This window comes from Cellulomonas endophytica (assembly GCF_004123805.1).
Taxonomy (GTDB): domain Bacteria; phylum Actinomycetota; class Actinomycetes; order Actinomycetales; family Cellulomonadaceae; genus Cellulomonas; species Cellulomonas endophytica.
Window position 1 is genome coordinate 58,847 of the sequence record NZ_RWJX01000004.1, and the last position, 21,269, is coordinate 80,115.

The following is a 21,269-nucleotide window of genomic DNA, read 5'->3' on the forward strand; positions in this document are numbered from 1 at the left end:
ACCCTCCCATCCACGCCGGCCCGTGGGCACCGGCTCCCGGGAGCCCCGTGGTGTCACGGCCCCGCGCCCGTCACCGGACGTCATGGCGCCGCAGCCGGTAGGCCGCCGCCGCCAGCACGACGACCACCCAGCCGGCGAGGACGAGCCCGCCGCCCCACACCCCGAGCCGGGGCCCGCGCGTCGCGGCGTCGAGGGCGGCGATCGCGGCGTCGTCCTGCAGGAGCCGGGCCCCCGAGGAGGGGAGGAACGCGCGCACCGTGTCGGTGACCACGCCCGGCGCGGTCGCGAGGAGGTGGTCGCCCACGACGGCGAGCACGAGCGCGCCGACGATCGCGTCGGCGGGGCGGCGGAGCAGCGCACCGAGCCCGAGCCCGAGCAGGGCGACCCCGGCGGAGGCCAGCACGAACCCCGCGAGAGCGCGCAGGGTCCCCGGCACGGCGAGGTCGAGCGCGGGCGCGTCGCCGGCTCGGGCCCCGGTCGTCGCGACGACGGACGCGCCCAGCGCGAGGAGGGCCGTCGTGCAGGCGGCCGCCGCGGTGACGACCCCCTGCCCGACGAGGACGGGGAGGCGCCGGGGCACGGTGGCGAACGTCGTCCGCGCCGTGCCGGTGGTGTGCTCGGACGTCCCGACGAGCGCGCCGAGCACGAGCATCCCGATCTGCGCGAGCACGGACCCGGACGTCACCACCCAGGAGCCGGAGCGGCCGTCGTCGGGCCGGACGAACAGGCCCAGGGCGGAGGCGGTGGCTGCCGCCGCGACGACGGTGCCGAGCAACAGCCACAGGTGCGACCGCACGCTCGTGAGCTTCGTCCACTCGGCGCGGGTCACGCCGACCAGGGTCGGACCGGTGCGGGCCGCCGTTCCGGCGGCGGGCGCGCGCCGCGGGGAGCGGTGCCCGTGTGCGAGGGTCGTCATCGCAGGTCCCGGGTGCGCAGGCGCAGGCCGGCCGCCGCGAGCAGGACGAGCACCCAGGCCGCGAGGACGAGGCCGCCGCCGACCGGGCCGAGGTCCGGGGCGCCGGGCATCGGGCCGGCCGAGGCCTCGGTGGCGAGGAGCTGTGCCGCGGTGCCCGGCGTGAGCACCGCGAGCGTGCCGAGGGGCGTGGTGGTCGCGGCCGCGTCCAGGGCGCCCAGGGCGGCGGGGTCGCCGCCGCCGGCCAGCGGGTCGGCCGCCGTCATGAGCACGATCGGCAGCACGAGCACCAGGAGCAGCCCCGTCACCAGCGCCGGGACCGTCCGGCGCAGCAGCGCGCCGAGCGCCAGGCCGAGGAGGGCCAGCCCGACGACGAGCCCCACCATGCCGAGCAGCAGCCCGGGGGTGTCGCCGGCGGTCAGGTCCACGGCGATGCCACGCGACCGCGCCGACGGCAGGACCCCCACGACGCACGCCGTCGTGGTCAGCACCGCCGTCCCCAGCGCGAAGGCCCCGACGACGAGCACCTGCGCGGCGAGGACCGGCCACCTCCGCGGGACGAGCGCGAAGGTGGTGCGGAAGGCGCCGGTGCGGAACTCCCCGGCGCCGGCCAGGACGCCGAGGACGAGCGGCCCGATCTGCGCCAGCGCCAGGCCGAGGGGCAGGGACTGCACCGGGTCGAACCCCGGGTCGACGGAGGACGCCTGCGCGCTGAGGTACGTGATGACGCCCGCCACCAGCACCGTCACGGCGGCGGTCCACCAGGGGGAGCGCAGCGAGAGGAGCTTCGTCCACTCGGCGGAGACGACGCGTCCGGACGTGGGGCCGGAACGCAGGGCCGTCGCGGCGCGGGCGCCGGGCACGCTCGTCGTCGCGGCGCTCACCGGGCACCGCCCGCGGCTCCGGCGGTCCGGTACTCGACGGCGTCGCCGGTGAGCTGCAGGTACGCCTCCTCCAGCGACCCCGTCTCGGCGGCGAGCTCCAGGACGGTGACGCCGCAGCGCCGGGCGGCGGTCCCGACCTCGTCGACGGACGTGCCCCGCACGTGCAGGGTCCCGCCCTCCTGCGGCGTCACCTGGGCGCCGACGGCGAGCAGCTCGCGGACCAGCGCCTCGTCGTCCGTCGTGCGGACGCGGACGGTGCCGGCGCGCTCGGAGCGAGCCACGACCTCCTGGACCGGGGCGTCGGCGAGCAGCCGACCGCGGCCGATGATGACGACCCGGTCCGCGCAGAGCGCGAGCTCGTGCATGAGGTGCGAGGACAGGAGCACCGTCCGGCCCTCGGCCGCGAGGTCGCGCACCAGGCGGCGCACCCACAGGACGCCGTCGGGGTCCAGGCCGTTGACGGGCTCGTCGAGGACGAGCGTGGCGGGGTCGCCGAGCAGGGCGCCGGCGATGCCGAGCCGCTGCCCCATGCCGAGGGAGAACGTTCCCGCGCGCCGGTGCGCCACGGGCTCCAGCCCCGTCTGCGCGATGACCTCGTGCACCCGGGCCCTGCCGATCCGGTGGGTCTGCGCCATCGACAGCAGGTGCTTCCAGGCCGTGCGGCCGGGGTGCACGGACCGGGCGTCGAGCATGACGCCCACCGCGTGCAGGGGGGCGGGCAGGTCGGCGTAGGCGCGCCCGGCGACCCGCGCCGTGCCGGACGTCGGGCGCTCGAGCCCGACGACCACGCGCATCGTCGTCGACTTGCCCGCGCCGTTCGGCCCGAGGAACCCCGTCACCGTCCCGGGCCGTGCCGTGAACGTCAGGCCGTCCACGGCCGTCGTGCTGCCGTAGCGCTTCGTCAGCGCCTCCACCTCGATCATCGCGTCTCCTCCGTCGGGCCCGTGCCTCTCCGTGCCCCCTGCGGGCCGGCTGCCGGCGACGCTACGGAGACGGGCCGCGGGCAAGGCCCTGCCGCTGGACGAGATCGCGGCGCCGGTCGCCTCCTCCCGCGGGAGGAGCGGCGTCCTCCCCGGTGGTCGCGGGACGCCCCGGGCGCCAGCCGCCAGGGCCACGATGGGCGCGTGGACACCGACACGTTCTGGGCGCTCGTCGACGAGGCCCGCGACCGCTCCGACGGCAGCATCGAGCAGCAGGCCGAGGTGCTGCAGGAGCTCCTCGAACGCCGTCCCGTCGCGGAGGTCGTCGCGTTCGCCCGGCGGTACGACGAGCTGCGCGCCGACCTGTACCGGCAGGACCTCTGGGCCGCCGCCTACGCCCTGCAGGGCGGGTGCAGCGACGACGGCTTCAGCTACTTCCGCTCCTGGGTGATCTCGCGCGGCGCCGACGCCTACCGCACCGCGCTCACGGACCCGGACGGCCTCGTCGCGTGGGTCGAGGAGCCGACGGAGGCGGACGAGGCCGAGACGCTGGACTACGCGGCGGACCAGGCCTACGAGAGCCTCACCGGCGGCGAGGAGCTCCCGGCCTCCGGGGTCCACGACCCCGGCGAGCCCGCGGGCGACCCGTGGAGCGAGGACGACCTCCCCGCGCGCTTCCCGCGCATGACCGCCCGCGGCCGGCAGGACGCCGAGGACGACGAGGACGACGACGACGGCGAGGGCGACGACGAGGACGGGACCCCGCCGACGGCGCCCGGCGACCGCGGCTCCTGGTGGTCCCGTTTGCGCCGAGGGCGGTGACGACACCCACGCGGCACATGCCCGGAAGGGCGCACGGACAGAGAATCGTGTGCCTAGACTGTCTGCAACGCAGAGGATCTAGGCGAGGAGACACCATGAGCACCCTGTTCCGGCTGGACGCGAGCATCAGGACCGGCGGTTCGGTCACCCGGGCGGTCGCGGACACCCTCGAGGCGGCCATCGTCGAGGACCTGCCCGAGGCGCACGTCGTCCGCAGGGACGTCGGCACGTTCCCCGTCCCCGCAGGGCTGTGGGGTGCGGCGGCCCTCGCGGGGTTCGTGGCCGCCGAGGAGCGGAGCGAGGAGCAGGTGGACGCGCTCCGGGTCGCCGCGGAGCTGGCCGACGAGCTGGTGGCGGCGGACGCCCTGGTCTTCGCCGTGCCGTTGTACAACTACGGCGTCTCCCAGCACTTCAAGACGTGGTTCGACCTCGTCTCGACCGACCCGCGGTTCACGCCCGGGAGCACGCCCCTCGCGGGCAGGCCGGCCTTCCTCGTCACCGCCCGTGGCGGGGCGTACGGACCGGGGACGCCCCGTGAGGGCTGGGACCACGCCACCGGGTGGATGCGCCGGGTGCTCGAGGACCTCTGGGGGCTCGACCTCGACGTCATCGAGACCGAGCTCACCCTCGCGGAGGTCAACCCCGCGATGGCGGAGCTCCGTGACCTGGCACGCCGTCAGCTCCTCGAGTCGCACGAGAAGGCCGAGCGCATCGGCCGGTCCGACGGCCCTGGCGGTCGCCGGTCCGTCCGCCAGGGCATCGGCGACGACGGGACCGCGCCTCGCGCAGCGGCTCCGGGGCGGATCGTGCGCGTCGCCGCCCGGGTCGCCGTCGTGCCCCGCGCAGTAGCATGACGCGGTGCCCTCGCCCCGTGCGCCCGTGAGCGGTCCGGCCACCGGAAACGACTTCGGCTGGGCGCTGGGCGAGCTGCTGCGGACCTACCGGGACGTGGTGGCGCCCGCGCTGGCGGACTTCCCCCAGGGGCCGCGCGGCTACCAGACGGTCCTCGAGGTGCTCCAGGGGGATCGCCCCACCCAGCAGGCGCTGGGCAGCCGTCTGGGCATCGACCGCACGGTGATGACCTACCTCATCGACGCCCTGGAGCAGGCCGGTCTCGTCGAGCGCCGCCTCAACCCCGAGGACCGCCGTCAGCGGCAGGTCGTCGCGACCGGTCGTGGGCGCGAGGCGGTCGAGCGCGTGCACGACAAGGTCCTCGAGGCGGAGTGCCACGTGCTCGGCGGTCTCCAGCCCGACGAGCAGCAGCTCTTCCGGGGCCTCCTGTGCAAGGCCGCCGCGACGGCCGGGAGCCCGACCGTCGACGCCTGCCTCACCGTGCTCGACGGCTGACGAGGGTCGCAGCACGCCGACCCCGATCCTCCGGGCCCTGGTTGCGCGGGCGGCGGCTCGTCGCCGGGGTCAGGGCAGCTCGCGGCGCATGAGGACACGCGGCCGGCGCCCCGAGTGGGCGGTCGTCGCGGCGGCGCGGGTGAAGCCGGCGCGCTCGAACAGGGCCACGGTCCCGGTGTAGCCGGCGACGACGTCCACCCGCTCCGGCCCGACGTCCACCGGGTAGCCCTCGACGACCTCGGCGCCGGACGCGGCGGCGTGCGCGACCGCGCCGGCGAGCAGGTGGTGCATGAGCCCCTGCCGCCGGAACCCCGGCCGCACGACGAAGCAGACGGCGCTCCACGGGTCGCGCTCGTCGAGGTCCGGGATGGTGCGCGAGTGCACGAGCCGCCGGTAGGTGCTGCGGGGCGCGATGGAGCACCACCCGGCGACCTCGTCGTCGACGTACACGAGCACGCCCGGGCCGGGCCTCTCCGCGCACTCGGCGCGCAGGTACGCCGGCCGGTCGAGGTTGCGGACCCGGCTGTCCCGGTAGCTCATGCACCAGCACGCTCCGGCGTCGGCGCGCTGCGTGCCGACCACGGTGGCGACGTCCTCGAACCGCCCGGTCGCCGGGCGGACGTCGATGTCCATGGCGCCACGGTAGCCACGGGCCCTGGCCTCCGGCCGGATCCGCGCGCGGCGTGCTGGGTCAGGCGACCGGTCGGCCCTGCGGGCGGTCGTGGATCGTGACCGCGTAGCCGTCCGGGTCCGCGAAGGTGAAGGTGCGGCCGAAGGGTCCGTCGACCGGGGCGACGAGGATCTCGACGCCCGCCCCGACGAGCGCGTCGTGCACGCCTTGGCCGTCGTCGGCGAGGAGCCACAGCGCGACCCCGGCGCCGGGGCGCGGGGTGGCGGCGTCGAGGTCGAACCCGGGCAGGGGCGCCCGGACGGCGAAGGCGACGGGGGAGGTCGCGAAGACGACCGCGTGCGGAGGGCTGACGGGCGCGCGGCGCAGGCCGAGGTGCCGCTCGTAGAAGGTGGCGGAGGCCTCCACGTCGCGCACCTGCAGGGCGAGGAAGTCGGGTCCGGTGACGGTGGCCATGGGAGCTCCGGTCGGTCGAAGTGGTGTCAGAAATCTGACACGGCGACGGTATGTCAGACTCCTGACATGACGCAACCCCGCGTGGACCTCGACACGTCCATCGGCTACGCGCTGAAGCAGGCGGCAGCCGCCCTGCGCGCCGCCATGGAGACGGCCCTGCGACCGCTGGACCTGACGGTGTCGCAGTACTCGTGCCTCGAGCTGCTCGGTCAACGCCCCGGCCTCTCCGCCGCGGCGCTCGCGCGGGGCACGTTCGTCACCCGGCAGTCCATGCAGACCCTGGTGCAGGGACTGCTCGACCGCGGCCTGCTCGAGCGTGCCGCCGAGGCGCCGGAGGGCCGGGCCCTGCCCACGCGTCTGACCGACGAGGGCACGCGCCTGCTCGCCGACGCCAGTGCCGTCGTCGCCGCGGTGGAGCGCGCGATGGTCGCGGACCTCGCGCCTGCAGGGCAGCGCAGGCTGCACGCCGACCTGGTCGCTCTGGCGGCGGCGCTCGCTGATCGGAGCTCCTGACCGAGCAGTCCGGGTTGAGGACGCGCGTCGAGGCCTGGAAGCTCACCTCTCACCTGCGTCCGTTCGGACCGGGAGCAGGTGCGGGTCGTCCGCCGCGACGCCACCGACAGGCCCGCACGCTCGGCGCTCACTCGGAAGCAGCAGCGACGCCGCCTGCGCGGATGCGAGGATCGGCCGGTGCTGCTGACGATGACCGCCGGTGCTCCCGTCGCGGGCGGCCGTGCCGACGACCTGGGCTTCCTCCTGCACAAGCACCCCGCCCGGGTGCAGGCGTTCGAGCAGGCGTTCGGCGTCGCGCAGGTGTTCTACCCGAGGGCCGACGAGGACCGGTGCACCGTCGCGCTGCTGCTCGAGGTCGACCCGGTGGCGCTCGTCCGGGGCAACGGGCAGCGGGACCAGGGTTTCAGCCTCGCGCAGTACGTCAACGACCGTCCCTACGCGGCCTCGTCGATGCTGGCCGTCGCGCTGGGCCGGGTGTTCCGCTCGGCGCTCGGGGGACGCTGCGCTCCGCGGCCGGAGCTCGTCGACCTCGTCTGGCCGCTGGAGGTCCGGCTGCCGGCGGTGCCCGTGCGGGGCGGAGCGGCGGTGGTGGAGCGGCTCTTCCTGCCGCTCGGGTGGGACGTGGAGGCGACGCCGATCCCGCTCGATCCCGAGGTGCCGGCCTGGGGCGACTCCCGGTACGTCGACCTGCGGCTCTCCGGCACGCTGCGGGTCGCCGACGCGCTGTCCCACCTCTACGTGCTGCTCCCGACCCTCGACGCCGCCAAGCACTACTGGGTGGGGGACGACGAGGTGGACAAGCTCGTGCGCGCCGGCGGCCTCTGGCTCGCGACCCACCCGGCTCGCGAGGAGATCGCTCGCCGGTACCTGGCGCACCGCCGCACGCTCGCCGCCTCGGCGATGGCGCGGCTGGCGGAGGTCGACGACACGGCGCCGGACGACCTCGACGACGCGGTGCCCACCGGGGACGTCGACGACGCCGGATCACCGCCCGAGGAGGGGCCGTCGGAGGCGACGACGCACGCGCTGACCCTCGACGCGGCGGGCGACACCCCGGTCCCGCTGGCACGGCTCCGCCGCGACACCGTGCTCGCGGTGCTGCGGGAGGTCGGAGCGCACAGCGTCGTCGACCTGGGGTGCGGGGAGGGCGAGCTGCTGAGCCTGCTGCTCGCCGAGGGGTTCGAGCGGCTGCTGGGGGTCGACGTGTCGGTGCGGGCCCTGCAGAGCGCCTCCCGCCGGCTCCACCTCGACACGCTGCCGGACCGCCTGCGGACGCGCGTCGAGCTGGCGCAGTCCTCCGTCACGTACACCGACGCCCGCGTCGGGGGCTTCGACGCCGCCGTGCTCATGGAGGTCGTCGAGCACCTCGACCCGCCCCGGCTGGCCGCGCTCGAGCGCGCCGTGCTCGCTGCCGCCGCACCGGCGACCCTCGTCGTCACGACGCCCAACGCCGAGCACAACGTCCGCTACCCCGACCTCGCGGCCGGTCACCTGCGCCACCACGACCACCGCTTCGAGTGGACGCGGGCGGAGTTCGCCGCCTGGGCAGGCGCCGCGGCCGAGCGGTACGGGTACACGGTCGAGCTCCGGCCGGTCGGGGTCGACGACCCGGAGGTCGGCCCGCCGACCCAGCTCGCGCTGTTCCGCGCGGGGGCGGCCCGATGAGCGAGCCGCGGGTGCTGCCCGTCCCGGCGCTGTCCCTCGTCGTCCTCGTCGGCACCTCCGGGTCCGGGAAGTCGACCTTCGCCGCCCGGCACTTCGGCCCCTACGAGACCCTCAGCTCCGACGCGTGCCGCGGCCTGGTGTCCAACGACCCGAACGACCAGTCCGCGACGAAGGCCGCCTTCGAGGTGCTGAACCACATCGTCGCGAAGCGCCTCGAGGCCGGCCTCCTCACCGTCGTCGACGCCACGAACGTCCAGCAGTCCGCGCGGAAGTCCCTCGTCGAGCTCGCGCGCGCCCACGACGTGCTGCCGACCGCCATCGTCCTCGACGTGCCCGAGGACGTGGCCGTCGAGCGGAACCGCACCCGCGGCGACCGCGAGTTCGGCCCGCACGTGGTCCGGCGGCAGCGCGACATGCTGCGGCGCTCGCTGCGCGGCCTCTCCCGCGAGGGGTTCCGGAGCGTGCACGTCCTGCGGGGCGTGGACGAGATCGAGGCCGCCGTCATCGACCGCGTCCCGCTGCGCTCGGACCTGCGTGACCAGCGCGGCCCGTTCGACGCCATCGGCGACGTGCACGGCTGCCGAGGGGAGCTCGAGGCCCTGCTGGCACGCCTCGGCTACGCGCTGGTGCGCGACGAGCAGGGGCGCCCGGTGGACGCCGTCCACCCGGAGGGGCGCCGGGCGGTCTTCCTCGGCGACCTCGTCGACCGCGGCCCGGACAGCCCGGGCGTCCTGCGGCTCGTCATGGGCATGGTCGCCGCCGGGCACGCACTGGCCGTGCCCGGCAACCACGAGAACAAGCTCGTGCGCGCGCTCGACGGCCGCGCCGTGCAGGTCTCGCACGGCTTGGCCGAGACCCTCGAGCAGCTCGGGCGTGAGCCGGAGGAGTTCCGGGCGCAGGTGCGGGAGTTCGCCGACGGCCTGGTCGCCCATCTCGTGCTCGACGAGGGGCGGCTCGTCGTCGCCCACGCGGGGCTGAAGGAGGCGTTCCACAACCGCGCCTCGGCCCGCGTGCGGTCCTTCGCGCTCTACGGCGACACGACGGGGGAGACCGACGAGTACGGGCTTCCCGTCCGCTACCCCTGGGCGGAGGACTACCGCGGCCGGGCGATGGTGCTGTACGGCCACACGCCGACGCCGGAGCCGACCTGGGTGAACGGGACGATGTGCCTGGACACCGGCTGCGTCTTCGGCGGCCGGCTGACGGCGCTGCGCTACCCGGAGAAGGAGCTGGTGCACGTCCCGGCCGAGCAGGTCTGGTACGCGGCGGCGAAGCCGTTCCCGACCGGCGGAGCGGCGACGCCGGGCACCGGAGAGGCAGGACCGGAGGGGGCCCGGCGGGACCCCGACGTCCTGGACGTGACGGACGTGCTCGGCAAGCGGGTCGTCGAGACGGCGCTGGCCGGGCGCGTGACGGTGGCCGAGGAGAACGCCGCCGCCGCGCTGGAGGTCATGAGCCGCTTCGCCGTCGACCCCCGCTGGCTGGTCTACCTGCCGCCGACGATGAGCCCCTGCGCGACCGCACCGGAGGGCGACCTGCTGGAGCACCCGGAGCAGGCCTTCAGCGCCTACCGGGCCGACGGCGTCACCCGCGTGGTGTGCGAGGAGAAGCACATGGGCTCCCGGGCGGTGGTGCTCGTGTGCCGCGACGAGACGGCGTCCGCCGCACGCTTCGGCATGCCCGCCGGCATGACGGGCGTGGTGCACACACGCACGGGCCGGCCCTTCTTCGCCGACGCGCGCTCCGAGGCGCTCCTGGCGGGCGTGCGGGGTGCGGCCGACGCGGCCGGGCTGTGGGACCGGCTGGGCGCGGACGGCCTCCCGGCCGGCTGGCTGCTCCTCGACGCGGAGCTGCTGCCGTGGTCGGTGAAGGCCGGTGACCTGCTCCGGGACCAGTACGCGGCCGTCGGCGCCGCCGCGCGTGCCGCGCTGCCGGCCGCGGTGGAGGCCCTGGCGGCCGCGTCGGCGGCCGGGCTGCCCGTCGACGAGCTGGAGGCCCGCACCCGCTCCCGGGCCGCGAACGCCGACGCCTACACCGCCGCGTACCGGCGCTACGCCTGGGCGACGGACGGCCTGGACGGCGTGCGCCTGGCGCCCTTCCAGGTGCTCGCCGCAGGTGGCGCCACCGGCACCACGTTCGAGCGGCGGGACCACCTGTGGCACCTGGACGTGGCCGACGGTCTCGTCGCGGCCGACCCCTCCGGGCTGCTGCAGACCACCCGGCGGCTCGTCGTCGACCTGCACGACGAGGCGTCCCTCGCCGAGGGCGTCGCCTGGTGGAGGGAGCTGACCGACGGCGGCGGCGAGGGCATGGTCGTCAAACCGCTCGCGAACCTCGTCGAGGGCGCGCGGCGCTCCGTGCAGCCGGGGATCAAGGTCCGCGGGCGGGAGTACCTGCGGATCATCTACGGCCCGGACTACACGGAGCCGGCGAACCTCGAGCGGCTGCGCTCGCGGCACCTGGGGCGCAAGCGCGGCCTCGCGCTGCGCGAGTACGCGCTGGGCCTGGAGGCGCTCCACCGCTTCGCCGCGGGGGAGCCGCTGTGGCGCGTCCACGAGGCCGTCTTCGCGGTGCTGGCGCTGGAGTCGGAGCCGGTCGACCCACGGCTCTGACGCGGCAGGGTGAACCTGCGCAATCACCGTGACAGCGCCGTCGCACGGACCGCAGGATCCCGGGCATGACGCACCAGAACCAGGCCGGGAGCCGGTCATGACCGCCCTCGACGAGAGGGCGCCCGTCGACGTCGGCGACCGCGAGGTCGCGCTGGCGAACGAGATCCTGCGGACGGTCTGCGGCTCGGGCGTGCACGGCATGGCCATCGCCGGGCACGACGACCACGACGAGATGGGCGTGTACGTCGAGACCCGCGAGCAGGTCGTGGGCCTCGCGCCGAGCAGCCACCACTACGTCTCGCGCACGCAGCCCGAGGGCGTGCGGTCCGGCCCCGGCGACACCGACCTGACGGTCTACGCGCTGCGCAAGTACATGCGCCTGGCGGTCGCGGGGAACCCGACGGTCCTCACGGTGCTGTTCGCCCCGGCCGGGTCCGTGCTCGTCGAGACGCCCCTGGGGACGGAGCTGCGCGAGCTGGCGCCGGTGATCCTCTCCCTGGAGGCGGGGCGGCGGTTCCTCGGGTACCTCGTCGGGCAGCGCGAGCGCCTGCTCGGCGGCGGCCAGCGGTCCCGGGTGCCGAACCGCCCCGAGCTCGTCGCGGCGCACGGCTACGACACGAAGTACGCCAGCCACGCGCTGCGGCTGGGGTACCAGGGGCTGGAGGTCGTGACGGAGGGCCGGCTCACGCTGCCCGTCGACGGGCCCGCGCTCGCGGCCTGCATGGAGGTCAAGCGCGGTGAGGTCGGGTTCGACGAGGCGCTGCGGCGCGTCGACGAGGTGCGCGACCGGCTCGACGAGGCGATCCGGTCCGGCCGCTCGCCGCTGCGCGAGCGTCCGGACCGGGAGCGCATCGACGCCTGGCTCGTCGGCGCGCACGAGCGGCACTGGGCGGCGGCCGCGGCCCGATAGGCGGCGTCCGGAGCCGCCGTCGCCCCTCGAGCGCCCGGGTGCGCGACGGCACCCGGGCGCCCGCGAGCCCTCGTCGCCGGCCCGGAGACGCTCGCACTGGTGGCGTTCGCGGCCAGGTGGACGGCGCCGCCGCCCGGCTGGCCGTTCGTCGCGGCGGTCGAGGGCTCGGCGGGAGCGGCGCGGGTGCGGACGCGCGGGTGAACCGTCCGGCCGGTGGTCACGGGGGCGTGCCGGTCGCCGATGGGCGACGGTGCCGGGCCGGCGCGAGCGGCCCGCCGGTCCCTCCGGCCCGCCCGGTCCCGACGAGAGGTCCACGATGCAGATCGATGCCGCCGGCGTGCGTGCCGTCCGGTTCCACGCCACGAAGTTCCGCGAGGGGTACGACCAGGACGAGGTCGACGACTTCCTCGACCTCGTGGTCGCGGCGCTCGAGGCGGCCGACGCCGGCGAGGTCCCAGGCCTGACGGCGGACGACGTGCTCAACCACATGTTCCAGGCCACGAAGTTCCGCGAGGGGTACGACCAGGACGAGGTCGACGACTTCCTCGACCGCGTCGTCCTGGCACTGCGGGTGCACGAGGCCGAGCGTGCCGAGGGCACGCCCTCGTCCGCCGACGAGGGGAGCGAGGCCGAGGCGCTCGACGAGGTGGACGGGCTCGACGCGGTCGACGGCGACGACGAGGCCGCCTCCGCGCCCCTGGACGCCGCCGCCGTGCGTGCCGCGCTGGGGGATCTCCGGCCGCGCCGGCTCCGGCCGGGCTACGACCCGGCGGAGGTGACGGAGCTCCTGCAGTCCGCCGCGCACGCGCTGGACCTCCACGCCCGGGGCCTGCGCGCCGTGCCCGGCGCCGACGCGGTGGCGCGCACGCGGCTGACGCCGACGTGGTGGGCGCCCGGCGTCGACCGCGGCGCGGTCGACGCGCTCGTCGACGACGTCGTGGTCGCGCTGCGCTCCTGAGCCGGGTGCGGGCTCGCGGCGCACCTCCGCCGGGCGGCGTCGGGTCCCTGGCTAGGGTGACGCCCGTGGAGCAGCCCCTCGTCGTGGTCCTCACGGGTGCCCCGGCGTCCGGCAAGTCCGTCACCGGTGCCGCGTACGCGCGGCTGACCGGCGCCGCGCTGCTCGACCAGGACACGTTGACGAACCCGCTGGTCGACGTCGTGGCCGGGCTGCTCGACGTGCACGACTACGCCGACCCGCGCCTGGCCGCCGCCACCCGCGACGCCCGGTACGAGTGCCTGCTGCGCGTCGCGGAGGACTGCCTCCGCGTCGGCGTCCCCGTGGTGCTCGTCGCGCCCTTCACCACCGAGCGGCGGGACGCGGCGGCCTGGGGGCGGCTCGCGGCGCGCATGGCCGCGGCCGGGGGTCGCGCCCGGCTCGCCTGGCTGCGGGTCGCCCCCGACGAGCTCGAGCGCCGCCTCGTCGGGCGCGGGGCCGCCCGGGACGCCGCCAAGCTGGCGGACGTCCGCGCCTGGGTCGCCGGCCTCGACCTCGCCGCACCGGCGGTCCCGTTCGTCGAGGTGGACGCCGCGGCCGAGCCCGCCGAGCAGGCCGACGCGCTGCGCGCCGCCCTCGCCTGACCCGTCCCTGCCAGGGCCCGGGACGCCCCTCCCGCCGCACGGACCGACCGCGGGAAGGACCTGTTCCGCACGCCGTCGCAACTCGGTCCGGAATGGGCGTTGACAACGGTGTCATCGGTCGCGCATAGTCGTGCCGTTCGACGATGACATCGATGACACGAGGAGGTGTCGAGGATGACCGCCAGCCCTTCCCAGGACCGGCCGCAGGTGACCACGTCCGGCTCGCCGCCCCTCGTCGCCGCGTCCGGGCGGTGGTCCGCATGTCGCTGACCGGCAACGGGCCCACGCTGCGTGACGTCGCCGTCATGGCGGCGGTCAGCATCAAGACCGCCTCGCGCGTCCTCAACGACGACCCCGCCGTCGCCGCCCCCACCCGGGCCGCGGTCATGGAGGCGATGCGGGCCCTCGACTACCAGCCCGACCCGGCCGCGCGCTCGCTGCGGGCCGGCAAGGACCGCCTCGTCGGCGTGGTCATCGACAGCATCGGCGACGTCTTCTTCGCCCAGCTCGTGGCGCAGATCGAGGCGACCCTCGACACGGCGGGCTACCGGGTGCTCGTCGCCTCGAGCAACCGCGACCCGGTGCGCGAGCGCGACCTCGTGCAGAGCTTCGTCTCGCGGCGCTGCGCGGGCGTCATCGTGGCGCCGAACGGCCCGGACACCCTGGCGGACCTGCGGATGCGGGACGTCCCCGTGGTCTTCGTCGACCGCGCCGGGACGCTGGCCGGGTCGCAGTCGGTCGTGTCCGACGACGTGGGCTTCGGCCGCACGGCCACCTCGCACCTCATCGCCCACGGCCACACCCGCATCGCGCTGCTGAGCGACACCCCGGTCATCGACACCACCCGCCAGCGCCACGAGGGCTTCCGGGCCGCGATGGCCGAGGCCGGGCTGCCGGTCGACGAGCGGCTCGTGCGCACGGACTGCCCCGGGCCCGCCGAGGTCATGCGCGTCGTGCCGGCCCTGCTCGGGATGGACGAGCCGCCCACGGCGCTCATCTCGACCAACACCCGTCTCTCCCTCGGTGTCGTCCCCGCGCTGCACCAGCGCGGCCGCACCGACGTCGCGCTGGTCGCCATCGGCGACTTCGCGATGGCGGAGAGCCGCTCGCCCGCCGTGACGGTGATCGACCACTCGCCGGAACGGGTGGGCGACGCGGCCGCGGCCGCGATGCTCGCCCGGCTGGCCCCCCCCGGGGACCAGCCGTCGCAGGACCCCACCGTGATCGTCCCGGCGCGGCTCATCGCCCGGGGCTCGGGGGAGCTCCTGCCCTAGCCGCACACCGGCAGCCGTCCCCGGTTGCAGGGCTCGACGAAGAGACCGACACAGGAGGAAGCATGGCCACCGCAACGACGGGGTGCCGGCAGGCGCTGCGCGCACCGGGGCCCGTGGCCCGGGTCGAGGTGCTCGCATGAGCGCCGAGTTCGTCTACGAGGCCCGGGGCGTCGACCGCAGCTACGGCAGCGTGCGCGCCCTCGAGGGCGCGAACTTCGACGTCCGTCCCGGCGAGGTCGCCGCGCTCATCGGCGACAACGGCGCCGGCAAGTCCACGATGGTCCGCATCCTGTCGGGGGCGGAGCAGCCCGACGGCGGCCAGCTCGTCTTCGAGGGCGAGCCGATCACCCTGACGAACCCCACCGAGGCCCGCCACCGCGGCGTGGAGACGGTGTTCCAGGACCTGGCCCTCGCCAACCACCTCGACCCGATCCAGAACATGTACCTCGGCCGCGAGATCATGAAGCCCGGCCTGCTCGGCCGCCTCGGCTTCATGGAGCGCTCGCTCATGCGGGCCGCCGGCAAGCGGGCGTTCGACGACCTGGGCGCCACGGTGCGCAACTACAACGGGCCGGTCGGCGGCATGTCCGGCGGCCAGCGCCAGGCCATCGCGGTGGCCCGCGCCGCCGCGTGGGCGCAGAAGGTGATCTTCCTCGACGAGCCGACCGCCGCCCTGGGCGTCGTCCAGACGAAGGGCGTGCTCGACCTCGTCAAGCGCATCCGCGACAAGGGTGTCGGCGTCGTCCTCATCAGCCACTCCATGCCGCACGTCCTCGAGGTGGCCGACCGGGTGCACGTCATGCGCCAGGGCCGCCGCGTCGCGGTGGTGGACGCCAAGCAGAGCAGCGTCGAGGAGCTCGTCGGTGCGATGACCGGCGCGCTGGACGGGAAGGAGGCGGCATGAGCGTCCAGACACCCCCCATGGAGACGCCGGCACCGGAGCAGAAGGTGCCCGTCAGCGAGGCGCCGGCGCGTCCCGGCCTCGGCGAGCGCCTGCGCGCCGGCGTCCGCGCCCAGGCGCTGCAGATCGTGCTCGTGTGGCTGGCGATCGTCGTCGTCTTCAGCGCCCTGGCCCCCGGCTCGTTCTTCGACCCGGTGAACTTCCGGAACATCGCCATCAGCGTCTCGATCCTCGCGGTGCTGGGCGTGGGCACCACGTTCATCATCGTCACCGGCGGCATCGACCTGTCGATGGGCTCGGTCCTCGTCTTCTCCGGCGTCGTGTCCTCCATGGTGATGGAGCGCGTCGGGGGCGGGCAGGGCTGGCTCTCCGCGGTGGTCGGGATCGTCGTCGCGCTGGCCGCCGGCACCGCCTGGGGGCTGCTCAACGGGTTCCTCGTCGCGAAGGCGAAGGTCCCCGCCATGATCGTCACGCTGGGCACCTTCGGCGCGGCCCTCGGCCTCGCCCAGGTGCTCACCGGCGGCATCGACCGCCGCATCGTCCCCGACGTGCTCGTGAACTCCGTCGGCTTCGGCAGCGTGCTCGGCGTGCCGCTCCTCGTCGTGGTCGCGGCGGTCGTCGTGATCATCGGCATCGTCCTGCTCAACCGCACGCGGTTCGGCATGCACACGAGCGCCGTCGGCTCCAACGCGGAGGCCTGCCGCCGCGTCGGCATCGACGTGGACGGCCAGATCATCAAGGTCTACGCCCTCGCCGGCCTCCTCGCGGGCCTGGCCGGGATCCTCAACCTCACGTTCTTCCGCTCGACGACCATCGGCGGCAACAGCCTCACGAACCTCGACGTCATCGCCGGTGTCGTCATCGGCGGCACCAGCCTCTTCGGCGGCATCGGGACCGTGTTCGGCACGGTCATCGGCCTCCTCATCCCGGCCACCCTGCGCAACGGCTTCGTCATCCTCGGCGTCGAGCCGTACTGGCAGCAGGTCGTCGTGGGTGCCTTCCTCGTCTCCGCCGTGTACGCGGACCAGATCCGTCGTTCCGCCGCGACCCGCGGCGGGCGTCGGCCGGAGCTGCTCGCCCGCCTGTTCCGCCACTCCCGAAAGGACTCATAGATGCGTCCCGCCCGCAAGTCCCTCGTCCCCGCGTCGGCCCTCGCGCTCGCCCTCGGGCTCGCCGCCTGCTCCACCGGCACGCCGGAGGGCAGCAGCCCCGCCTCCGAGGCCGCCGCCGGGGAGGACGGCGATGTCGCGCTGACCTTCATCCAGGGCGTGATCGGCGACAACTTCTACATCTCCATGGAGTGCGGCGTGCGCGCCGCGGCCGAGGAGCTGGGCGGCGTCACCGTCACCGTCCAGGGCCCGCAGAAGTTCGACGCCTCGCTGCAGCAGCCGATCCTCCAGTCGGTCGTCGCCACGGAGCCGGACGCGATCCTCATCGCCCCGAACGACGTGACGGCCCTGCAGAAGCCGCTCGAGGACGCCTCGGCGAACGCCGAGATCGTGCTCGTCGACACCACCGTGGAGGACCCCTCCTTCGCGGTGTCCGAGATCTCCTCCGACAACGTCGGCGGCGGTGCGGCGGCGTTCGACGCCATCAAGCAGCTCGTGCCCGACGGCGGCCAGGTGCTCGTCATCGACAACCAGCCCGGCATCTCGACCTCGGACGCCCGCGTCAAGGGCTTCGAGGACGCGGCGGCGCAGGACAGCGCCTTCGAGTACGTCGGGGTGCAGTACGCGCAGAACCAGCCGGCCCAGGCGGCGCAGATCGTCACCTCGACGCTCCAGCGCTACCCGGACCTCAAGGCGATCTTCGCGACGAACATCTTCAGCGCCGAGGGCGCGGCCACGGGCATCGAGCAGGCCGGCAAGGCCGGCGAGGTGCAGGTCGTCGGCTTCGACGCCGGCCCCGCCCAGGTCGACGCCCTGAACGACGGCACGGTCCAGGCCGTCATCGCCCAGCAGCCGTACGACATCGGCTACCAGGGCGTCGAGCAGGCCCTGGCCGCCATCAACGGCGAGGCCACGGAGGCCCAGATCCAGACGGGCTTCACGATCCTCACGAAGGACAACCTGGAGTCCGAGGAGGGCCAGGCGGCGATCTACGCCTCCGAGTGCTGACCCCTCACCGGTCGGACCCTCCGCACGACCCGGCGCCCTGACGGCGCCGTCCTGATCGGCGCCGCCCCGCTCTGCCCGACGCGGGCGGGGCGGCGCCCAGGCCGGAGGACCGGCCCTCTCGACACCGAACGACGGGCCACGGCCCGCCCCCGACCGCCACCGACGCGGTCCCGACGAAGGAGCCCGGACGTGGGACAGCTGGTCGCTGGACTGGACCTCGGGAGCACCGGGGTGAAGGTCCTGGTCGCCGACGAGGACGGCACGGAGGTGCTGGTCCGCCAGCGACCCACCCCCTGGGTCGCCGGCCCCGGCGGCACCACCGACCTGCGGGCGGCGGACCTGATGGCCGTCGTCCGGGACCTGCTCGACGACGTCGACGTGGCGCTGCCGGCCGTCGCCGGGGACCGCGAGCCGCGCATCCGTGCCCTCGCCGTGTCGGGCATGGGGGAGACGGGCTTCCTGCTCGACGCGGCCGGCGAGGCCCTGGCCCCCGGCCTGGCGTGGTTCGACCCGCGCGGCGCCGAGCAGGTCGACGCCCTCCCCGCCGAGCTGCGCGCCGAGTTCCCCGGGCGGACCGGGCTCCCCTGGGGCGTCCAGGTGACCGTTGCCAAGATCCTCCACCTGCGCTCGGAGGGCGTGCCGCTGGCCGGCGCCCGCTGGGCCAACCTGCCCGAGCACGTCGCGCACGCCCTCGGCGGACGGCTCGTCAGCGAGCTGTCCCTGGCCTCGCGCACCGGGCTCCTCGACCAGGACACCGGCGCCCCCTGGCGGGCCATGCTGGACCACCTCGGCGTGGACGAGGGCTTCCTGCCCGAGCCCGTCGCCGCCGGCACCGACCTGGGGGAGGCGGCCCCCGGTGCCGTGCCCGCCTCCGTCGTCGGCGCGCGCCTGACCGTCGCCGGCCACGACCACCTCGTCTCCGCCGTCGCCGGCGGCCTCGACGCCGCGGACCGGTACCACGTGTCCATGGGCACGGCCGAGGTGCTCCTGCGGGTCGTCGACGAGCCGCTGACCTTCGCGGCCCGCGCCCGCCTGGGGGAGGCCCTCATCAACTGCGTCCGGCACGTGGTGCCGGGCCAGCACGTCCTCGTCGCCGGCGTGAAGACCGGGCTGCTCATGCGCCGGGTGCTGCAGCTCGTCGGCGTCCACGACGCGACCGGCCGGGACCGGCTCGACGACGAGGTGCAGGCCCTCGGCGGCCGCTCGCGCCTCGAGCCCGGCGGCCTCGAGGTGGCCGGCGCCCGCAACGACGACGGCGTGCTGCGCCTCACCGTCCGCTCCGACGGCGTCAGCCCGGCCGAGACCTTCCTCGCGGTGCTGCGCCACGGCAACGACGAGATCCGGCGGCTCGTCGACGTCATGGACCGGGAGATCCCCCCGGCGCGCACGACGCTGCTCGCGGGCGGCTGGGCCTCCATGGCGTCCGTCCGGCAGGAGCGCGCCGCCGTCCTGCCCGGCCTCGAGGTCTCGCCGCGCACGCAGGACACCGCGCACGGCGCCGCGCTCTTCGCCGCGCGCCTGCTGCCCGCCGCGCTGGCGGGCACGGACCGCTGACGCCTCCGGGCGTCCCCGCCGGCCCGGGCCACCCCGGGCACCACGACCACCCGCACCTCCCCACCACCCGCCGGACCGGCGGGCCCAGGACCCGACCGCAGGACGACTGGAGACCGACATGAACCCGCTGAACACGCTCGAGCGACGCGCCATGGCCTCGATCAGCACGCCGGAGGGCGCGATGCTCATCGTCGCCGGCGACCAGCGCAACGGCATGAAGGCCGTCATGGGCCACCCGGACGGCGCCGGCGCCATCACCACCGCCGAGCTCGCCGACGCCAAGCGCGACCTCGTCCGCCACCTCGGCAACCACGCGCCGGCGATCCTCCTCGACCCCGAGGTCGCCCTCCCGCAGATCGTCGACGAGGACGTCCTCAGCCCCTCGACGGCGCTCGTCGTCGGGATGGACGCCTCCGGCTTCGAGACCGTGGACGGCCTGCGCCACACGCAGTTCGTGCCCGGCGTCACGCCCCGCACGGTCCGCGACCTCGGCGGCAGCGTCGCCAAGATGCTCTGGTACGTGCGCCCCGACCGTCAGGACGCCTCCTCGCGGGTGGCGCAGGAGATGCGTGACCTCATCGCCGCCTGCGAGGCCGAGGGCCTGCTCCACATCGTCGAGCTGCTCACCTACAAGCTCGAGGACGAGAGCCCTGAGGAGTTCGCCGCCGCGTTCCCGTCCCTCGTCGTCGACGGGGCCGCCCTGGCCGTGGCCTGCGGCGCCAAGGTCCTCAAGCTCGCCTTCCCGGGCTCGGCCGAGGCCTGCGCCGCGGTGACCCGTGCCGCGGACGGCGTGCCGTGGGCCGTGCTCTCCGCCGGCGTCGACCACTCCACGTTCATCGCGCAGGTGGGCACGGCGATGGCGAACGGCGCGAGCGGCGCCATGGCCGGCCGGTCCCTGTGGAAGGACAGCCTCGCGATGACGTCCGCCGAGCGCGAGCGGCTCCTCACGGAGCGGGCGCAGCCGCGCCTGGCCGAGCTGCGCGACGCGGTGAACGGCGCCCCCGTGGCGGCCGTCGCCTGACGACCCCCGCCCACGGGCGGGCCCGGGCCGCCACGGCGCCCGGGCCCGCCCGTCGGCGTCCCGTCCCGGTCCCGTTCCGCGTCCGTGGCCCGACGAGGGGGTCCGGCGGACGGGCCGCCCGTCAGGACGGGAGGGTGCAGCTCGCGCGCTCGACGAGCGTGGCCGGGACCGTCTCCCGGCGCCGGAAGCGGCGCTCGGGGTGGGCCAGCCGGTCGAGCACGCGCGTGGCGGCGAGCTCGCCGAGCCGGCGCGGGTGCTGGTCGAGCACCGTCACGCCCGGCACGAGCGCGTCCGACAGCGGGAAGTCGCCGAACGACACGACGGCCATGCCCAGGTCCGCGAGCAGCGGGGCGAGGGCCATCGTGCAGCGGGCGTTCGAGCTCAGGAGGGCCGTCGGCGGGTCCGGCAGCGCGCGCAGGGCGGCGACGGCGGCGGCCGCACCCTCGCGGTCCGCCCCCTCCATCGCGACGAGCTCGGGCCGCTCGGGCAGCCCGGTCTCGGCCAGCGCGCGGCGGTGGCCCGCGAGGCGGGCGGCCGTGGTCGGCAGCGCGGCGGTGTCGCCCAGGAAGGCGACCGCGCGGTGCCCGTGCTCGACGAGGTGCGCCGTCAGCCGGTGGGCCCCGTGCTCGTCGTCGCTGGCGAAGGAGTCCGCCGTCAGGCGCGAGGGGCGCCGGTCCACGAGGACGACCGGCGTCGACCGCGCCCAGGGGCGCAGGTAGGACTGGTCGTCGGAGACGGGGGCCAGCACGAGCCCGGCGAGGCGCCGGCTGAGGAGCGTCTGCACGCGCGCCCGCTCGGCGGCGGGGTCCTGGCCCGTGCCGGCGACGATCGTGAGCATGCCGCCGGCCGCGGCCGTGCGGTCGACCTGCTGCACGACCGCGGCGAAGAAGGGGTCCTCGACGTCGGGGACGACGACGCCGATGACGGCGGAGCGCCCGTCGCGGAAGGTCGTGGCCAGCGCGTTCGGCAGGTAGCCGAGCTCGTCGAGGGCCCGCTGCACGCGGGCGCGCGTCTCGGGGGCCACGTGCGGGTCGCCCGTGTGCACCCGCGAGACCGTCTTGCCGGACACGCCGGCGCGCGCCGCGACGTCGCGCATGCTCACCACGGGCGTCCCCCTCCTCCCCGGCCGTGCCGCTCCCCGCCCTGCCCGGCCG

The 21,269-nt window shown here is 75.7% G+C and carries 21 protein-coding genes; 15 read left to right on the forward strand and 6 right to left on the reverse strand.

The window, feature by feature from the left end:
* Positions 1 to 70: 70 nt before the first annotated feature.
* The 3 genes from EJA20_RS02310 to EJA20_RS02320 form a co-directional block, all read right to left on the reverse strand.
* Positions 71 to 829, reverse strand: a complete 759-nt coding sequence (locus EJA20_RS02310) for a hypothetical protein (RefSeq protein ID WP_240674906.1) — start codon at positions 827 to 829, stop codon at positions 71 to 73.
* An 83-nt stretch (positions 830 to 912) separates the two neighbouring features.
* Positions 913 to 1,797 carry a hypothetical protein gene (locus EJA20_RS02315; RefSeq protein WP_240674908.1) on the reverse strand — a complete coding sequence of 295 codons (885 nt, stop codon included), beginning with the start codon at positions 1,795 to 1,797 and terminating at the stop codon, positions 913 to 915.
* Complete coding sequence (locus EJA20_RS02320; protein WP_129336566.1) at positions 1,794 to 2,720, reverse strand: ABC transporter ATP-binding protein; 927 nt, start codon at positions 2,718 to 2,720, stop codon at positions 1,794 to 1,796. Before EJA20_RS02320 ends, EJA20_RS02315 begins: the two co-directional genes overlap by 4 nt.
* A gap of 201 nt (positions 2,721 to 2,921) precedes the next feature.
* Here EJA20_RS02320 and EJA20_RS02325 point away from each other — a divergent pair, with 201 nt between their 5' ends.
* From EJA20_RS02325 to EJA20_RS02335, 3 genes are all read left to right on the forward strand, one after another.
* Positions 2,922 to 3,539 (forward strand): DUF4240 domain-containing protein, encoded by a 618-nt coding sequence (locus tag EJA20_RS02325; RefSeq protein WP_164983803.1) that lies wholly within the window; start codon positions 2,922 to 2,924, stop codon positions 3,537 to 3,539.
* Between the two features lie 95 nt (positions 3,540 to 3,634).
* Positions 3,635 to 4,393 carry an FMN-dependent NADH-azoreductase gene (locus EJA20_RS02330; RefSeq protein ID WP_129336568.1) on the forward strand — a complete coding sequence of 253 codons (759 nt, stop codon included), beginning with the start codon at positions 3,635 to 3,637 and terminating at the stop codon, positions 4,391 to 4,393.
* A gap of 4 nt (positions 4,394 to 4,397) precedes the next feature.
* A complete protein-coding gene (locus tag EJA20_RS02335; RefSeq protein WP_240674910.1) occupies positions 4,398 to 4,886 on the forward strand; it encodes a MarR family winged helix-turn-helix transcriptional regulator in 489 nt (162 codons plus the stop codon).
* Between the two features lie 69 nt (positions 4,887 to 4,955).
* Here EJA20_RS02335 and EJA20_RS02340 read toward each other — a convergent pair whose 3' ends face one another.
* Together EJA20_RS02340 and EJA20_RS02345 are read right to left on the reverse strand one after the other, a co-directional pair.
* Positions 4,956 to 5,519 carry a GNAT family N-acetyltransferase gene (locus EJA20_RS02340; RefSeq protein WP_129336569.1) on the reverse strand — a complete coding sequence of 188 codons (564 nt, stop codon included), beginning with the start codon at positions 5,517 to 5,519 and terminating at the stop codon, positions 4,956 to 4,958.
* Between the two features lie 58 nt (positions 5,520 to 5,577).
* Positions 5,578 to 5,970: a VOC family protein gene (locus EJA20_RS02345; protein ID WP_129336570.1), complete on the reverse strand. Its 393-nt coding sequence runs from the start codon at positions 5,968 to 5,970 to the stop codon at positions 5,578 to 5,580.
* A gap of 66 nt (positions 5,971 to 6,036) precedes the next feature.
* Between EJA20_RS02345 and EJA20_RS02350 the strand changes: the two genes are divergently transcribed.
* From EJA20_RS02350 to EJA20_RS02405, 12 genes are all read left to right on the forward strand, one after another.
* Positions 6,037 to 6,483, forward strand: coding sequence for a MarR family winged helix-turn-helix transcriptional regulator (locus tag EJA20_RS02350; protein ID WP_129336571.1), 447 nt, complete (start codon positions 6,037 to 6,039; stop codon positions 6,481 to 6,483).
* A 177-nt stretch (positions 6,484 to 6,660) separates the two neighbouring features.
* Complete coding sequence (locus tag EJA20_RS02355) at positions 6,661 to 8,148, forward strand: 3' terminal RNA ribose 2'-O-methyltransferase Hen1 (protein WP_240674911.1); 1,488 nt, start codon at positions 6,661 to 6,663, stop codon at positions 8,146 to 8,148.
* Complete coding sequence (locus EJA20_RS02360) at positions 8,145 to 10,760, forward strand: polynucleotide kinase-phosphatase (RefSeq protein ID WP_129336572.1); 2,616 nt, start codon at positions 8,145 to 8,147, stop codon at positions 10,758 to 10,760. Before EJA20_RS02355 ends, EJA20_RS02360 begins: the two co-directional genes overlap by 4 nt.
* Positions 10,761 to 10,857: 97 nt before the next feature.
* Complete coding sequence (locus EJA20_RS02365) at positions 10,858 to 11,670, forward strand: DNA polymerase beta superfamily protein (protein WP_129336573.1); 813 nt, start codon at positions 10,858 to 10,860, stop codon at positions 11,668 to 11,670.
* Positions 11,671 to 11,986: 316 nt separating this feature from the next.
* Positions 11,987 to 12,628 (forward strand): DivIVA domain-containing protein, encoded by a 642-nt coding sequence (locus tag EJA20_RS19285; protein WP_129336574.1) that lies wholly within the window; start codon positions 11,987 to 11,989, stop codon positions 12,626 to 12,628.
* A 65-nt stretch (positions 12,629 to 12,693) separates the two neighbouring features.
* On the forward strand, positions 12,694 to 13,248 hold the full coding sequence (locus tag EJA20_RS02375; protein ID WP_164983804.1) for a P-loop nucleotide/nucleoside kinase family protein: 555 nt from the start codon (positions 12,694 to 12,696) through the stop codon (positions 13,246 to 13,248).
* 260 nt (positions 13,249 to 13,508) lie between these two features.
* Positions 13,509 to 14,522, forward strand: a complete 1,014-nt coding sequence (locus EJA20_RS02380) for a LacI family DNA-binding transcriptional regulator (RefSeq protein ID WP_164983805.1) — start codon at positions 13,509 to 13,511, stop codon at positions 14,520 to 14,522.
* Between the two features lie 136 nt (positions 14,523 to 14,658).
* Complete coding sequence (locus tag EJA20_RS02385) at positions 14,659 to 15,426, forward strand: ATP-binding cassette domain-containing protein (protein WP_129336577.1); 768 nt, start codon at positions 14,659 to 14,661, stop codon at positions 15,424 to 15,426.
* Positions 15,423 to 16,535, forward strand: a complete 1,113-nt coding sequence (locus EJA20_RS02390; RefSeq protein ID WP_129336578.1) for an ABC transporter permease — start codon at positions 15,423 to 15,425, stop codon at positions 16,533 to 16,535. Before EJA20_RS02385 ends, EJA20_RS02390 begins: the two co-directional genes overlap by 4 nt.
* Positions 16,536 to 17,540 carry an ABC transporter substrate-binding protein gene (locus EJA20_RS02395; RefSeq protein WP_129336579.1) on the forward strand — a complete coding sequence of 335 codons (1,005 nt, stop codon included), beginning with the start codon at positions 16,536 to 16,538 and terminating at the stop codon, positions 17,538 to 17,540.
* A 189-nt stretch (positions 17,541 to 17,729) separates the two neighbouring features.
* A complete protein-coding gene (locus EJA20_RS02400) occupies positions 17,730 to 19,094 on the forward strand; it encodes an FGGY-family carbohydrate kinase (RefSeq protein ID WP_129336580.1) in 1,365 nt (454 codons plus the stop codon).
* A 118-nt stretch (positions 19,095 to 19,212) separates the two neighbouring features.
* Positions 19,213 to 20,115 (forward strand): tagatose-bisphosphate aldolase, encoded by a 903-nt coding sequence (locus tag EJA20_RS02405; RefSeq protein ID WP_129336581.1) that lies wholly within the window; start codon positions 19,213 to 19,215, stop codon positions 20,113 to 20,115.
* A gap of 121 nt (positions 20,116 to 20,236) precedes the next feature.
* Here the strand turns inward: EJA20_RS02405 and EJA20_RS02410 are convergent, their stop codons facing one another.
* Positions 20,237 to 21,211 (reverse strand): LacI family DNA-binding transcriptional regulator, encoded by a 975-nt coding sequence (locus EJA20_RS02410; protein ID WP_240674918.1) that lies wholly within the window; start codon positions 21,209 to 21,211, stop codon positions 20,237 to 20,239.
* Positions 21,212 to 21,269 lie beyond the last annotated feature (58 nt).